Raw genomic sequence first — 13,393 nt, 5'->3', positions numbered from 1 at the left:
TATCTCGAAATCAAGTCTTCGACTTTTCGGTCTTATAATTGAATAAACATAGCTCGCTGTTATTCATTGCTATTTATATAGAAGAAACTCGTCAAAAACTCCTTTCCAAGTATTACTTATGAAGAGTTTGAAACATACTGGGAGAAAGGGTTGAAATGAGCAAAAGAAGTTTGTATAATGATTTGAGTGTTGCTTCATAGATTCGTTGAATTTATGCTTGCATTCGCCAATATTCTTCTATATAATGAATAATGTTGGTCATAAAAGGCGATGAAGCGAAAGGTTGTTGGCACACCCGGCCCCTTTGCCATGGCGGGTGAGTCGAGGAATTTTCGCGGAGAAAGTCTATTTATAAAAAATGGGCGAAAAGGAGGGAAAATAATGGCAAAAGAGAAGATTCGTATTCGTTTAAAGGCGTATGATCATCGTATTCTTGATCAATCCGCTGAAAAAATCGTGGACACTGCGAAGCGTTCAGGTGCTAATGTATCTGGTCCAATCCCGCTTCCGACAGAAAAAAGCATTTACACAGTTTTGCGTGCGGTGCACAAGTACAAAGATGCTCGTGAGCAATTTGAAATGCGTACACACAAACGTCTAATCGACATCGTTAATCCAACGCCACAAACTGTAGATTCACTAATGCGTTTGGATCTACCATCTGGTGTAGATATCGAAATCAAACTATAATAGTATTTTCAAAATAATAGGAGGTGTAACGGATGGCGAAAGGAATCTTAGGACGCAAAGTCGGCATGACTCAAGTTTTCTCTGAAAACGGCGAGTTGATCCCAGTTACAGTGGTTCAAGCCGAGCCGAACGTTGTTCTTCAAAAGAAGACGATCGAAAACGACGGTTATGAATCCCTACAATTGGGCTTTGCTGATCAAAAGAAGAATCGCGTGAACAAAGCTGGGCAAGGACATGCTGATAAAGCAAACACCACCCCTAAGCGCTACGTTCGTGAAATCCGTAATGTAAATCTTGACGATTATGAAGTAGGTCAAGAGGTTAAGGTAGATATTTTCGAAGCTGGAGACATCATTGATGTCACTGGAACATCCAAGGGTAAAGGTTTCCAAGGTGCAATCAAGCGTCACAACCAATCCCGCGGACCAATGACACACGGTTCTCGTTATCACCGTCGTCCAGGGGCAATGGGTGTAATTGATCCAATGCGTGTATTCAAGGGTAAAAACCTTCCTGGTCAAATGGGTAATGAGCAAGTGACATTGCAAAACCTTGAAGTAGTACAAGTGGACGTAGATCGCAACTTGTTGCTTATCAAAGGTAATGTACCTGGCCCGAAAAAATCTTACGTTAAAATTTCAAGTGCAATCAAGGCTAGCAAATAATTAAAGGAAGGGAGGATTAGTCATGCCTAAAGTAGCACTATTAAACCAAAGTGGCTCTCAGGTAGGCGATGTGGAATTGAACGATGCCGTATTCGGTATTGAGCCAAATACACACGTACTACATGAAGCAGTAGTTATGCAACGCGCATCTTTGCGTCAAGGCACACACAAAGTCAAGAATCGTTCAGAAGTGAGTGGCGGAGGCCGTAAACCATGGCGTCAAAAAGGTACAGGACGTGCACGTCAAGGTTCTATCCGTTCCCCACAATGGGTTGGCGGTGGAACTGTATTCGGTCCTACACCACGCAGCTACAGCTATAAGCTTCCAAAGAAAGTACGCCGTCTGGCACTTCGTTCTGCTCTTTCTTCTAAAATCAACGAAGAAAACGTAGTAGTGTTAGAGTCTCTTTCTTTCGATGCTCCAAAGACTAAAGAAGCAGTCAACGTCCTAAAAGCTCTGGATGTCAACACAAAAGCGTTGATCGTCACAGCGGATGAAGACGAAAATGTAACTCGCTCAACAAACAACATTCCTAATGCTAAGACAGTAACTGTCGATCAGTTGAATGTATTGGATTTGTTGGCGCATGACAAGCTGATCCTGACGAAGGAAGCAGCTGACAAAGCAGGGGAGGTGCTTGCATAATGAAAGACGCTCGTGATATCATTAAGCGCCCTGTCATTACGGAACACTCTGCTGACCTTATGGGAGAAAAGAAATATACGTTTGAAGTAGATACCAAAGCGAACAAGACACAAATCAAGCATGCCGTAGAGGAAATCTTCGACGTGAAAGTTGAGCGTGTCAACACGTTGAACCTTAAAGGTAAATTCAAGCGTATGGGTCGATATGGTGGATACCGTTCTGACCGTAAGAAAGCAGTTGTCACTTTGACTGAAGATAGTAAAGAACTAGAATTCTTTGAAGGTGTATAAATAAAAAACTCATTTGTGAAGGAGGGAAAAAACGATGGCGATTAAAAAGTACAGACCAACAACGAATGGTCGCAGATTTATGACTGGTTCTGATTTTGCTGAAATCACAACCGATAAGCCAGAAAAATCCTTGCTATCACCGTTGCACAAACGCGGCGGCCGTAACAACCAAGGTAAATTAACAGTTCGTCATCAAGGCGGCGGTCATAAGCGTCAATACCGTATCATCGACTTTAAGCGTGACAAAGATGGAATACCAGGACGCGTTGCTACAATCGAATACGATCCAAACCGTTCCGCTAACATTGCTTTAATCCACTATGTAGATGGTGAAAAGCGTTACATCCTTGCTCCTAAAGGATTGCAAGTAGGTAATGAAATCATGTCTGGTGAAGGTGCTGACATCAAAGCTGGTAACGCCCTTCAATTAAAAGACATCCCAGTTGGTACGATCATCCACAACATTGAGCTTAAACCAGGACGCGGCGGTCAAATGGCTCGCTCTGCCGGTGCGCAGGCTCAAGTACTAGGACGCGAAGACAAGTACACACTTGTACGTTTGACTTCTGGTGAAGTTCGTTTGGTTCTAAGCACTTGCCGTGCGACTATCGGCCAGGTAGGTAACCTGCAGCATGAACTAATCAACATTGGTAAAGCTGGACGTTCCCGTCACTTAGGTAAGCGCCCTACTGTACGTGGTTCTGTTATGAACCCTAGTGATCACCCACACGGTGGTGGTGAAGGACGCGCGCCAATCGGACGTAAGTCACCAATGTCTCCATGGGGTAAACCTACGCTTGGTCTTAAGACTCGTAAGCGTAACAAACCTACAGATAAGTATATTGTACGTAAACGTAAAAAATAACGGGGTTGATCGACGGGGGATGAAACCCGTCTCTCAATCACGAAGGGAGGTTTATGTATGGGTCGCAGCCTAAAAAAGGGACCTTTCGTAGATGACCATTTAATGAAAAAAGTTGAGAAATTGAATGAAGACGACAAAAAGCAAGTGGTTAAAACTTGGTCACGTCGTTCTACTATTTTCCCTAATTTTGTCGGACACACAATCGCAGTTTATGATGGACGTAAGCACGTGCCAGTCTACGTTACAGAAGACATGGTAGGTCATAAGCTTGGCGAATTCGCGCCATCCCGTACGTTCAAGGGTCACTCCGGCGACGATAAGAAAACAAAACGCTAAATGAGAGGAGGCACTCTACATGCAAGCTAAAGCCGTTGCAAAAACCGTTCGTATTGCTCCTCGTAAAGTTCGTATTGTTATCGATTTGATTCGAGGAAAAAACGTTGGCGAAGCGATCGGTATTTTAAATAATACTCGTCGTGGCGCTTCTCCGGTTGTAGAAAAAGTATTGAAATCTGCTATCGCTAACGCAGAGCATAACTATGAACTAGATCCAGAAAACTTATATATTTCTGAGGCGTTTGTAAACGAAGGCGTAACAATGAAACGTTTCCGCCCACGCGCAATGGGACGTGCAAGCCAGATCAACAAACGCACAAGCCATATTACAGTTGTCGTATCAGAAAAGAAGGAGGGATAATCAGTGGGTCAAAAAGTTAATCCGGTAGGTCTTCGTGTCGGCGTTATCCGCGATTGGGAATCCAAGTGGTACGCTGGTAAAGACTATGCAGACTTACTACATGAAGACATTAAGATTCGTGAATATGTTGAACAACGTCTGAAGGATGCTGCAGTATCAACGATCGAAATTGAACGTGCAGCAAACCGTGTGAACATTACCATCCACACTGCTAAGCCTGGTATGGTTATCGGTAAAGGCGGTTCTGAAGTCGAAGCGCTTCGTAAGTCATTGAACAACCTTACTGGCAAGCGAGTTCACATCAACATCGTAGAAGTTAAAAAAGCTGACTTGAATGCAACATTGGTTGCTGAAAATATCGCACGTCAATTGGAAAACCGTATTTCTTTCCGTCGTGCTCAGAAACAAACAATCCAACGTGCTATGCGCGCAGGAGCTAAAGGTATCCGTACACAAGTATCCGGACGTCTTGGCGGCGCAGACATCGCTCGTGCAGAACATTATAGTGAAGGAACCGTGCCACTACACACACTTCGTGCAGATATCGATTACGGAACTGCAGAAGCAGACACCACTTACGGTAAGCTTGGTGTTAAAGTGTGGATCTATCGTGGAGAAGTCCTTCCAACTAAAAACAACAACTAAGGAAGGGGGAAAAGCATTATGTTAATGCCTAAACGTGTCAAGTATCGTCGTCAACACCGTACTAGTTTGAAAGGCCGTGCAAAAGGTGGAACTTCAGTAGCATTCGGTGAATATGGTTTGCAAGCTGTAGAGCCTGCATGGATTACTAGCCGTCAAATCGAGGCAGCGCGTATCGCGATGACTCGTTACATGAAGCGTGGCGGTAAGGTTTGGATCAAAATCTTCCCTGACAAACCTTATACTGCTAAACCCCTAGAGGTCCGCATGGGTTCCGGTAAAGGTGCTCCTGAAGGATGGGTTGCAGTAGTAAAACCTGGAAAAATTATGTTTGAAATCGCAGGTGTATCAGAAGAAGTAGCACGCGAAGCGTTGCGCCTTGCTTCTCACAAGCTGCCGATCAAAACTAAATTCGTAAAACGTGAAGAAATTGGTGGTGAAATCAATGAAGGCTAATGAAATCAGAGAATTAACCACTGCCGAAATTGAACAAAAAGTTAAATCTTTAAAAGAAGAACTTTTCAACCTACGTTTCCAGCTAGCAACAGGTCAACTTGAGAACACAGCGCGTATCCGTGAGGTTCGCAAGTCTATTGCAAAAATGAAGACCGTTGTTCGCGAAAGAGAGCTAGGCGTAAATAACTAATAGTTGAGAGGAGGTTACCCTCACATGAGTGAACGTAACAATCGTAAGGTTTACACTGGTCGTGTAGTATCTGACAAGATGGATAAAACCATTACGGTAATGGTTGAAACGTATAAATTCCACAAACTTTATGGCAAGCGTGTCAAATACTCTAAGAAGTTCAAAACACATGACGAAAACAACCAAGCTAAGAACGGCGACGTCGTCCGTATCATGGAAACTCGTCCGCTATCAGCTACTAAGCGTTTCCGTTTGGTTGAAATCGTTGAAGAGTCAGTAATTATCTAATTAAAGTTCGCTCGGAAGGATTCCGAAGGGAGGTTACAACGATATGATCCAACAAGAGAGTCGTTTAAAAGTCGCAGACAACTCTGGTGCTCGTGAAATCCAAGCAATCAAAGTGTTAGGTGGTTCTGGACGTAAGACCGCCAACATCGGTGACGTCATCGTTGCTACGGTAAAACAAGCAACACCAGGAGGCGTTGTTAAAAAAGGTGAGGTAGTAAGAGCAGTCATCGTACGTTCTAAGAGCGGAGCTCGCCGTAAAGATGGTTCTTACATTCGATTTGATGAGAATGCAGCCGTAATCATCCGTGACGATAAAGGACCACGCGGTACTCGTATCTTCGGTCCAGTTGCTCGTGAATTACGTGATGAAAAATTCATGAAAATCGTATCTCTAGCTCCAGAAGTACTATAAAGAATGAATCGCGTTGTTAAGGAGGTGCGTCAAGCATGCATGTGAAAAAAGGCGATAAGGTAATGGTCATTTCCGGTAAGGACAAAGGCAAGCAAGGCTCTGTACTTGAAGCTTACCCGAAAAATGAACGTGTACTAGTTGAAGGGATCAACGTGGTTAAAAAACACGCGAAACCTTCTCAAGATAACCCACAAGGTGGAATCCTCAACCAGGAAGCACCTATCCATGTATCTAATGTGATGCCGATCGATCCGAAATCCGGCGAACCAACACGCGTTGGATATAAGGAAGAAAACGGAAAGAAAGTTCGTATCGCTAAAAAGTCTGGTGAAACGTTAGGTAACTAATTAGCGACGAAAGGAGGGCCATACGATGAACGAACTAAAGAAAAAGTATCAAGAAGAAGTAGTGCCATCTTTGATGGAAAAATTCAATTATGACTCTATCATGCAAACACCTAAAGTTGAGAAGATTGTAGTCAACATGGGTGTAGGTGATGCAGTACAAAATGCGAAAGCTTTGGATACTGCAGTTGAAGAATTATCACTTATCACTGGTCAAAAACCAATGGTGACACGCGCGAAGAAATCAATCGCTGGCTTCCGCCTTCGTGAAGGAATGCCAATCGGCGCGAAAGTCACACTTCGCGGTGAGCGCATGTATGAATTCTTGCAAAAGTTGATTGCTGTTTCCCTGCCACGTGTACGTGACTTCCGTGGTATCTCTAAGAAAGCATTCGACGGCCGAGGAAACTACACGCTTGGCGTAAAAGAACAATTGATTTTCCCAGAGATTAATTATGATAAAGTCAACAAAGTGCGTGGAATGGATATCGTTGTAGTAACTACAGCGAACACTGATGAAGAAGCGCGTGAACTCTTAGCTCAGTTTGGCATGCCGTTTCAAAAATAATGAGCTAACAAAGGAGGGAAAATTGTGGCTAAAAAATCAATGATCGCGAAACAAAAGCGACCGCAAAAATATAAAGTTCAGGAATATACACGTTGTGAGCGTTGTGGACGTCCTCATTCCGTACTACGCAAATTCAAACTTTGCCGTATTTGCTTCCGTGAACTTGCATATAAAGGACAAATTCCTGGCGTCAAAAAAGCTAGCTGGTAAAGAGCCCGATAGGGAAGGAGGTAACAAGTTATGACAATGACAGATCCGATTGCAGATATGCTGACACGTATTCGTAATGCCAACATGGTTCGCCATGAGAAGCTAGAACTTCCAGCTTCAAATTTGAAGAAGGAGATCGCTGATATCCTTAAGCGTGAAGGGTTTGTGCGTGATTTTGAATATGTAGAAGACAATCATCAAGGTATGCTACGTATTTTCTTGAAATACGGACAAAACGACGAACGCGTTATCACTGGACTAAAACGTATTAGTAAACCAGGTTTGCGTGTATACGCAAAAGCAGAAGAGCTGCCTAAAGTATTGAATGGTTTAGGTGTAGCTATCGTTTCCACATCAAAAGGTGTATTAACCGATAAAGAAGCACGTGAGCAGGCTATTGGCGGCGAAGTGCTTGCCTATATCTGGTAATCTTATAGAGAAGACAGGAGGTGCAAAGGTATGTCTCGCGTAGGTTTAAAATCATTAGAACTTCCAGAAGGTGTTGAGGTTAAAAACGACAACAACACGGTTACAGTAAAAGGTCCTAAAGGGGAACTTACTCAAACGTTCCACCAGGATATGACGATCAAGATTGAAGACAATGTTCTTACAGTAGAGCGTCCAAGCGAAAGTAAAGAACATCGTGCCCTTCATGGAACAACTCGCAGCCTGATCGGAAACATGGTTGAAGGAGTATCCAAAGGTTACGAAAAGAGTCTTGAAATCATCGGGGTAGGTTACCGTGCGACAAAGCAAGGTAACAAAGTGACTATCAATGCTGGTTATTCCCACCCTGTAGAAGTAGAACAGCGTGATGGTATTGAAATCGACGTTCCTTCCAACACAAAACTTGTGGTAAAAGGCATCGATAAAGAATTGGTTGGAGCTGTAGCTGCCAACATCCGTGCGATTCGTCCACCAGAGCCTTACAAAGGTAAAGGTATCCGTTATGAAGGCGAATATGTACGTCGTAAAGAAGGTAAAACTGCTAAGTAAGGGCAAGTAAGCAACAGAAAGGAGTGACCTTGATGATCACTAAGCCTGATAAAAATGTGACACGTAAGAAAAGACATGCTCGTGTACGTCGCAGCATTTCTGGAACTGCTGCACGCCCACGTTTGAACGTATATCGCTCTAACAAGCACATCTATGCTCAATTGATCGATGATGTGAACCAGGTGACAGTAGCTAGTGCTTCTACTAACGATAACGGTGTCGAAGTTGAGAGCACTGGAAACGTGGAAGCTGCTAAAAAAGTCGGAGAATTGATTGCACAACGTGCACAAGAAAATGGATATAAGAACGTCGTGTTTGACCGTGGCGGTTACTTGTATCATGGACGTGTAAAAGCATTAGCAGAAGCCGCTCGTGAAGCCGGCCTTGAATTTTAATCGTTAAAGGAGGGACATATATGCGTACAAACATCGACCCTAGTAAACTAGATCTAGAAGAACGCGTGGTAACAGTCAACCGTGTAGCAAAAGTAGTTAAAGGTGGACGTCGTTTCCGCTTTGCGGCATTGGTTGTTGTAGGTGATAAAAATGGTCACGTCGGATTCGGTACTGGTAAAGCCCAAGAGGTACCAGAAGCGATCAAAAAGGCGATTGACGATGCAAAGAAAAACTTGATCAGTGTACCAGTCGTTGGTACGACTATTCCACATGAAATCCATGGACAATTCGGCGCTGGAAACATTCTCTTGAAACCAGCTGCAGAAGGTACCGGAGTAATCGCTGGTGGCCCTGTCCGTGCCGTACTTGAGCTTGCAGGTGTAGGCGACATCCTATCTAAATCCCTGGGATCCAACACACCAATCAACATGGTCCGTGCAACAATCAGCGGCCTGAACGAGCTTAAGCGTGCTGAAGATGTAGCTAAACTACGTGGAAAGTCTGTAGAAGAACTGTTAGGATAAGGAGGGAAATAACATGGCTAAAAAGTTGGAAGTTACCCTCACGCGCAGTGTGATCGGCAGACCTGAAGACCAACGTCTAACTGTCAAAACACTTGGCTTGAATAAAATTCGTCAATCAGTGGTACTAGAAGACACTCCGTCTAATCGTGGAATGGTCAACAAAGTATCCCACTTGGTTGCAGTTAAAGAAGTAGAATAACATTAAGCGCAAAGAGGAGGTGCTCGCATGAAACTACATGAATTGAAGCCATCAAAAGGTGCTCGTAAAGAACGTAACCGTGTCGGACGCGGAATGGCTACAGGAAATGGTAAAACTTCCGGGCGTGGTCATAAAGGACAAAAAGCTCGTTCCGGCGGTGGCACTCGTCCAGGGTTCGAAGGTGGACAAATGCCATTGTTCCAACGTCTTCCTAAGCGTGGATTCACTAACATCCATCGTAAGGAATTCGCTATCGTAAACCTTGATGCACTTAATCGCTTTGATGAAGGCACAGAGGTTACTCCTGAGCTTTTACTTGAAACTGGCGTAGTAAGCAAAGAAAAAGCTGGTATCAAGGTTCTTGGTAACGGATCAATCGAGAAAAAACTCACAGTAAAAGCTCACAAGTTCTCTGCTTCAGCTAAAGAAGCAATTGAAGCAGCGGGCGGTCAAACTGAGGTGATTTAATGTTCCGGACAATCTCCAATTTTATGCGCGTGGGTGATATTCGGCAAAAAATCATATTCACATTATTGATGTTGATCGTGTTCCGTTTTGGTACGTTCATTCCTGTACCATTTACGGATAAAAATGCTATCAACTTCATGGATGAACAGAATGCCTTCGGGTTCTTGAATACTTTCGGGGGCGGTGCGTTACAGAACTTCTCCATTTTTGCGATGGGAATCATGCCCTACATTACTGCTTCCATCATCATGCAGTTACTGCAGATGGACGTAGTACCTAAGTTTGCAGAATGGAAGAAACAAGGGGAAGTGGGCCGCAGAAAATTAGCTCAATTCACTCGATATGGAACCATCGTTCTAGCATTTATTCAAGCGATCGGAATGTCGATCGGATTCAACGCTATGACGCAGGGACAGTTGATCCAGAACCCTGGAGTAGGTAAGTTCCTTGTTATTGCGTTGGTACTGACCGGCGGTACGGCATTCTTGATGTGGCTTGGTGAACAAATCACTGCAAATGGAGTAGGAAACGGAATTTCCATCTTGATTTTTGCAGGTATCGTAGCTGCTATTCCGCAAGGTGTAAATCAACTGTATGATAAGTATCTCGCTGATCCTGGTGAACAATTGTTTATCAACATCGTAATCTTGGCAATCATTCTACTAGTAATCGTAGCTGTGGTTGTTGGTGTCATTTTCATCCAGCAAGCACTACGTAAAATTCCAGTCCAATATGCCAAACGCCTTGTAAATCGTTCACCTGTAGGTGGTCACTCCACGCATTTACCGATTAAAGTGAATGCGGCAGGGGTAATCCCGGTCATCTTTGCAATTTCTTTCATCATTGCACCGCGTACAATCGCTGGATTTTTTGAAGGAAGTGAAGTTGCAAGTACGATTGAATATATTTTCAACTATCAAAACTGGCCTGGTATGGTCATTTATGTCGCTTTGATCATCGCCTTCACGTACTTCTATACTTTTGTTCAAGTTAATCCTGAACAAATGGCAGAAAACTTGAAGAAGCAAGGCGGATATATTCCTGGTATCCGACCAGGGCAAAACACGGAAACTTATTTGACACGAGTAATGTATCGTCTTACTTTCGTCGGCTCGATTTTCCTCGCTGCCGTTTCGATTCTGCCGATCATACTTGGGTCATTGGCAAATCTGCCACCTAGTATTCAAATTGGTGGTACCAGCTTGCTCATCGTAGTAGGGGTTGCACTTGAAATGATGAAACAGTTGGAGAGTCAATTAGTGAAACGCCACTATAAAGGTTTTATTAAATAAACATCCTGCGTGATTGCATATGGATGATCAACATGAGAGCGAGGGGAATAAGTTGAATTTAATTCTGATGGGTCTTCCTGGTGCCGGCAAGGGCACTCAGGCTGAAAAGATAGTCGAAAAATATAACATCCCTCATATCTCAACTGGAGATATGTTCCGTTTAGCTATCAAAGAAGGAACAGCATTAGGTAAAGAAGCAAAATCGTTCATGGACAAAGGTGAATTGGTTCCTGATGAAGTTACTATCGGAATCGTTCGCGAACGTCTCAGCAAAGATGATTGTCAAAAAGGTTTCTTGCTGGATGGTTTTCCAAGAACTATCGCTCAAGCCGAAGCCCTCGAAAATCTGTTGAAAGATATGAACGAATCATTAGATTATGTTCTTCATATCGATGTTCCGACCGATCAACTGGTAGAACGTTTGACAGGAAGACGTGTTTGCCCGACATGTGGTGCTACGTACCACGTCATTTACAACCCTCCTAAAGTGGAAGGCAAATGTGATAAGGATGGATCTGAGTTGATTCAACGTGAAGACGACCAGCCAGCAACCGTCCGTAAGCGTTTGGATGTAAATATTGAACAAACACAACCAATGTTGGACTTCTATAAGGACAAAGGCTATTTAGTAACAATCAAAGGTGACCAAGATATCAACCAAGTATTCAAGGACATCGACGAAAAGCTCGGAGGCTTATCTAAATGATCATCACAAAAACACCACGGGAAATTGAAATCATGCGTGAAGCGGGCAAGATTGTAGCCCTGACGCACCGGGAGTTGAAAAAACACATTCAACCAGGTATCACTACTGGAGAATTGGACCGTATTGCAGAGGAGTTCATCAGCAGTATGGATGCAATTCCTTCCTTTAAAGGGTATAATGGTTTCCGTGGTAGTATTTGCGCCTCGGTCAATGAGGAACTTGTTCATGGAATTCCGGGTGACCGGAAATTGAATGAAGGAGATATCATCAGCATTGATATCGGTGCTAAATACAAAGGATATCATGGCGATTCTGCCTGGACTTATCCAGTCGGTGAAATTGATGAAAAGACAGAGGATTTGCTGAAAGTTACTGAGACATCCTTGTTCAAAGGACTTGATGAAGCAAAACCAGGTGTACGCCTTTCAAATATATCGCATGCCATTCAAAGTCACGTTGAACCGTTAGGATACTCCATTGTCCGCGAGTATGTCGGACACGGGGTCGGTCAGGAACTTCATGAGGATCCGCAGATCCCTCATTATGGACCTCCAAACAAAGGTCCAAGATTGAAGCCTGGCATGGTATTAGCGGTTGAGCCTATGGTCAATGCAGGGAAAAGGTATGTTAAAACACTTGCAGATAATTGGACGGTCGTCACTCAAGATGGTAAGATGTGTGCGCATTTTGAACACACTATCGTTATTACTGAAGAAGGTTATGAGATTTTAACCAAAGCCTAAGTGAAGGTGATCGTGATTGAACGAAACTGAGTCGAGTCCACGAATAGGTCAAGTTGTTCGTATTGTACAGGGACGTGAAGCAGAGCAGTATATGGTTGTCATCGATTTGCTTGACGATCGTTTTGTGCTGCTTGCTGATGGGGAGAAACGGAAGTTTGATCGACCAAAGAAAAAGAATCTGCAGCACGTGGAGCTGATGGATTTCGTTTCTCCAGAAGTCCAACACAGCCTTCTAGAAACTGGTCGCGTCACAAATGGTAAGCTGCGTTTTGCCGTAACCAAATTTATCAATGAAGTAGTGACTGATTTGAAGAAGGGAGATCAACTCGATGGCGAAAGACGATGTAATTGAAGTGGAAGGGACCGTCGTTGAAACTCTACCGAACGCTATGTTCAAAGTAGAACTTGAGAACGAACATACCGTTCTGGCACATGTTTCTGGTAAAATTCGCATGCATTTCATTCGAATCTTGCCTGGAGACAAAGTGACGGTTGAACTTTCCCCATATGATTTGACAAGAGGACGAATTACGTACCGTTATAAATAGCATGAAATGCTCCGATCTAAAAGGAGGTATGGATCATGAAGGTAAGGCCTTCTGTAAAACCAATTTGCGAAAAATGCAAAGTTATCCGTCGTAAAGGTAAAGTAATGGTAATTTGCGAAAACCCTAAGCATAAACAAAAACAAGGTTAATTCTGAAGGAGGTGCACGTAACCTATGGCACGTATTGCAGGTATTGATATTCCTCGTGACAAGCGCGTCGTTGTTTCATTGACTTACATCTACGGCATCGGTAAATCCGCTGCTAAAGATGTGCTGGCAAAAGCTGGTGTTTCTGAAGACACTCGTGTCCGCGACTTGACTGAGGACGAACTAGCTAAAATCCGTAAAGCAATAGAAGACTATAACGTTGAAGGTGATCTTCGCCGTGAAGTTTCTCTTAACATCAAACGTTTGATTGAAATCGGTTCTTACCGTGGGATCCGCCATCGTCGCGGCCTTCCAGTACGCGGACAGAAGACGAAGAATAACTCCCGTACTCGTAAGGGACCACGTCGTACCGTTGCTAATAAACGTAAATAATCGATTGATAAAGGAGGTAA

General features: G+C 43.6%; 28 protein-coding genes. All 28 read left to right on the top strand.

Annotated features, from left to right (window positions below):
- The first annotated feature begins 381 nt into the window (after positions 1-381).
- The 28 genes from rpsJ to rpsM are packed head-to-tail and all read left to right on the top strand — an operon-like array spanning position 382 to position 13,373.
- Complete coding sequence (gene rpsJ / locus ACGTN9_RS19235) at positions 382-690, top strand: 30S ribosomal protein S10 (RefSeq protein ID WP_085504873.1); 309 nt, start codon at positions 382-384, stop codon at positions 688-690.
- A 32-nt stretch (positions 691-722) separates the two neighbouring features.
- Positions 723-1,355, top strand: coding sequence for a 50S ribosomal protein L3 (rplC, locus tag ACGTN9_RS19230; protein ID WP_499595985.1), 633 nt, complete (start codon positions 723-725; stop codon positions 1,353-1,355).
- 22 nt (positions 1,356-1,377) lie between these two features.
- Positions 1,378-2,001 (top strand): 50S ribosomal protein L4, encoded by a 624-nt coding sequence (gene rplD / locus ACGTN9_RS19225; protein ID WP_499595983.1) that lies wholly within the window; start codon positions 1,378-1,380, stop codon positions 1,999-2,001.
- Entirely contained in the window at positions 2,001-2,291 is a 291-nt protein-coding gene (rplW, locus tag ACGTN9_RS19220; RefSeq protein ID WP_028781715.1) for a 50S ribosomal protein L23, read from the top strand. Before rplD ends, rplW begins: the two co-directional genes overlap by 1 nt.
- 34 nt (positions 2,292-2,325) lie before the next feature.
- Positions 2,326-3,156 (top strand): 50S ribosomal protein L2, encoded by an 831-nt coding sequence (rplB, locus tag ACGTN9_RS19215; RefSeq protein ID WP_028781716.1) that lies wholly within the window; start codon positions 2,326-2,328, stop codon positions 3,154-3,156.
- Positions 3,157-3,213: 57 nt separating this feature from the next.
- The gene (gene rpsS, locus ACGTN9_RS19210; protein ID WP_028781717.1) at positions 3,214-3,492 is read left to right on the top strand and encodes a 30S ribosomal protein S19; all 279 of its coding nucleotides are present in this window, start codon (positions 3,214-3,216) and stop codon (positions 3,490-3,492) included.
- Between the two features lie 19 nt (positions 3,493-3,511).
- Positions 3,512-3,853 (top strand): 50S ribosomal protein L22, encoded by a 342-nt coding sequence (gene rplV / locus ACGTN9_RS19205; RefSeq protein WP_028781718.1) that lies wholly within the window; start codon positions 3,512-3,514, stop codon positions 3,851-3,853.
- Positions 3,854-3,856: 3 nt separating this feature from the next.
- Positions 3,857-4,498: a 30S ribosomal protein S3 gene (gene rpsC, locus ACGTN9_RS19200; RefSeq protein ID WP_028781719.1), complete on the top strand. Its 642-nt coding sequence runs from the start codon at positions 3,857-3,859 to the stop codon at positions 4,496-4,498.
- Between the two features lie 18 nt (positions 4,499-4,516).
- Positions 4,517-4,951: a 50S ribosomal protein L16 gene (gene rplP / locus ACGTN9_RS19195; protein WP_028781720.1), complete on the top strand. Its 435-nt coding sequence runs from the start codon at positions 4,517-4,519 to the stop codon at positions 4,949-4,951.
- Complete coding sequence (rpmC, locus tag ACGTN9_RS19190) at positions 4,941-5,141, top strand: 50S ribosomal protein L29 (protein ID WP_093046744.1); 201 nt, start codon at positions 4,941-4,943, stop codon at positions 5,139-5,141. The genes rplP and rpmC overlap by 11 nt, the downstream gene beginning before the upstream one ends.
- Positions 5,142-5,165: 24 nt before the next feature.
- The gene (rpsQ, locus tag ACGTN9_RS19185) at positions 5,166-5,429 is read left to right on the top strand and encodes a 30S ribosomal protein S17 (protein WP_499595979.1); all 264 of its coding nucleotides are present in this window, start codon (positions 5,166-5,168) and stop codon (positions 5,427-5,429) included.
- A gap of 43 nt (positions 5,430-5,472) precedes the next feature.
- Positions 5,473-5,841 carry a 50S ribosomal protein L14 gene (rplN, locus tag ACGTN9_RS19180; RefSeq protein WP_028781723.1) on the top strand — a complete coding sequence of 123 codons (369 nt, stop codon included), beginning with the start codon at positions 5,473-5,475 and terminating at the stop codon, positions 5,839-5,841.
- 35 nt (positions 5,842-5,876) lie between these two features.
- A complete protein-coding gene (rplX, locus tag ACGTN9_RS19175; protein ID WP_028781724.1) occupies positions 5,877-6,188 on the top strand; it encodes a 50S ribosomal protein L24 in 312 nt (103 codons plus the stop codon).
- 25 nt (positions 6,189-6,213) lie between these two features.
- Positions 6,214-6,753 (top strand): 50S ribosomal protein L5, encoded by a 540-nt coding sequence (gene rplE, locus ACGTN9_RS19170; RefSeq protein ID WP_028781725.1) that lies wholly within the window; start codon positions 6,214-6,216, stop codon positions 6,751-6,753.
- Between the two features lie 24 nt (positions 6,754-6,777).
- On the top strand, positions 6,778-6,963 hold the full coding sequence (locus ACGTN9_RS19165) for a type Z 30S ribosomal protein S14 (RefSeq protein WP_082411863.1): 186 nt from the start codon (positions 6,778-6,780) through the stop codon (positions 6,961-6,963).
- Positions 6,964-6,993: 30 nt separating this feature from the next.
- Positions 6,994-7,392: a 30S ribosomal protein S8 gene (gene rpsH, locus ACGTN9_RS19160; RefSeq protein ID WP_028781726.1), complete on the top strand. Its 399-nt coding sequence runs from the start codon at positions 6,994-6,996 to the stop codon at positions 7,390-7,392.
- A gap of 30 nt (positions 7,393-7,422) precedes the next feature.
- Positions 7,423-7,959: a 50S ribosomal protein L6 gene (rplF, locus tag ACGTN9_RS19155; RefSeq protein WP_499595972.1), complete on the top strand. Its 537-nt coding sequence runs from the start codon at positions 7,423-7,425 to the stop codon at positions 7,957-7,959.
- A 32-nt stretch (positions 7,960-7,991) separates the two neighbouring features.
- Positions 7,992-8,354 carry a 50S ribosomal protein L18 gene (gene rplR / locus ACGTN9_RS19150; protein ID WP_028781728.1) on the top strand — a complete coding sequence of 121 codons (363 nt, stop codon included), beginning with the start codon at positions 7,992-7,994 and terminating at the stop codon, positions 8,352-8,354.
- Between the two features lie 20 nt (positions 8,355-8,374).
- Positions 8,375-8,878: a 30S ribosomal protein S5 gene (gene rpsE / locus ACGTN9_RS19145; protein ID WP_028781729.1), complete on the top strand. Its 504-nt coding sequence runs from the start codon at positions 8,375-8,377 to the stop codon at positions 8,876-8,878.
- Positions 8,879-8,891: 13 nt separating this feature from the next.
- Positions 8,892-9,077 carry a 50S ribosomal protein L30 gene (rpmD, locus tag ACGTN9_RS19140; protein WP_028781730.1) on the top strand — a complete coding sequence of 62 codons (186 nt, stop codon included), beginning with the start codon at positions 8,892-8,894 and terminating at the stop codon, positions 9,075-9,077.
- 27 nt (positions 9,078-9,104) lie between these two features.
- The gene (rplO, locus tag ACGTN9_RS19135) at positions 9,105-9,545 is read left to right on the top strand and encodes a 50S ribosomal protein L15 (RefSeq protein WP_093046748.1); all 441 of its coding nucleotides are present in this window, start codon (positions 9,105-9,107) and stop codon (positions 9,543-9,545) included.
- Entirely contained in the window at positions 9,545-10,837 is a 1,293-nt protein-coding gene (secY, locus tag ACGTN9_RS19130) for a preprotein translocase subunit SecY (protein ID WP_093046749.1), read from the top strand. The genes rplO and secY overlap by 1 nt, the downstream gene beginning before the upstream one ends.
- A gap of 52 nt (positions 10,838-10,889) precedes the next feature.
- Entirely contained in the window at positions 10,890-11,543 is a 654-nt protein-coding gene (locus ACGTN9_RS19125; RefSeq protein WP_499596017.1) for an adenylate kinase, read from the top strand.
- Positions 11,540-12,286, top strand: a complete 747-nt coding sequence (gene map, locus ACGTN9_RS19120; protein WP_499595966.1) for a type I methionyl aminopeptidase — start codon at positions 11,540-11,542, stop codon at positions 12,284-12,286. Before ACGTN9_RS19125 ends, map begins: the two co-directional genes overlap by 4 nt.
- Positions 12,287-12,302: 16 nt before the next feature.
- Positions 12,303-12,638 (top strand): KOW domain-containing RNA-binding protein, encoded by a 336-nt coding sequence (locus ACGTN9_RS19115; protein WP_499595963.1) that lies wholly within the window; start codon positions 12,303-12,305, stop codon positions 12,636-12,638.
- Positions 12,616-12,834, top strand: a complete 219-nt coding sequence (gene infA / locus ACGTN9_RS19110) for a translation initiation factor IF-1 (RefSeq protein ID WP_028781736.1) — start codon at positions 12,616-12,618, stop codon at positions 12,832-12,834. Before ACGTN9_RS19115 ends, infA begins: the two co-directional genes overlap by 23 nt.
- Before the next feature lie 35 nt (positions 12,835-12,869).
- Positions 12,870-12,983, top strand: a complete 114-nt coding sequence (rpmJ, locus tag ACGTN9_RS19105; RefSeq protein WP_003156543.1) for a 50S ribosomal protein L36 — start codon at positions 12,870-12,872, stop codon at positions 12,981-12,983.
- 24 nt (positions 12,984-13,007) lie between these two features.
- On the top strand, positions 13,008-13,373 hold the full coding sequence (rpsM, locus tag ACGTN9_RS19100) for a 30S ribosomal protein S13 (RefSeq protein WP_028781737.1): 366 nt from the start codon (positions 13,008-13,010) through the stop codon (positions 13,371-13,373).
- Positions 13,374-13,393: the final 20 nt, after the last annotated feature.

It is taken from the genome of Halobacillus sp. B23F22_5, assembly GCF_043497085.1.
Classification (GTDB): domain Bacteria; phylum Bacillota; class Bacilli; order Bacillales; family Halobacillaceae; genus Thalassobacillus.
The sequence above is the reverse complement of the archived record's forward strand: the minus strand, read 5'-3'. Positions and strand labels throughout refer to the sequence as shown.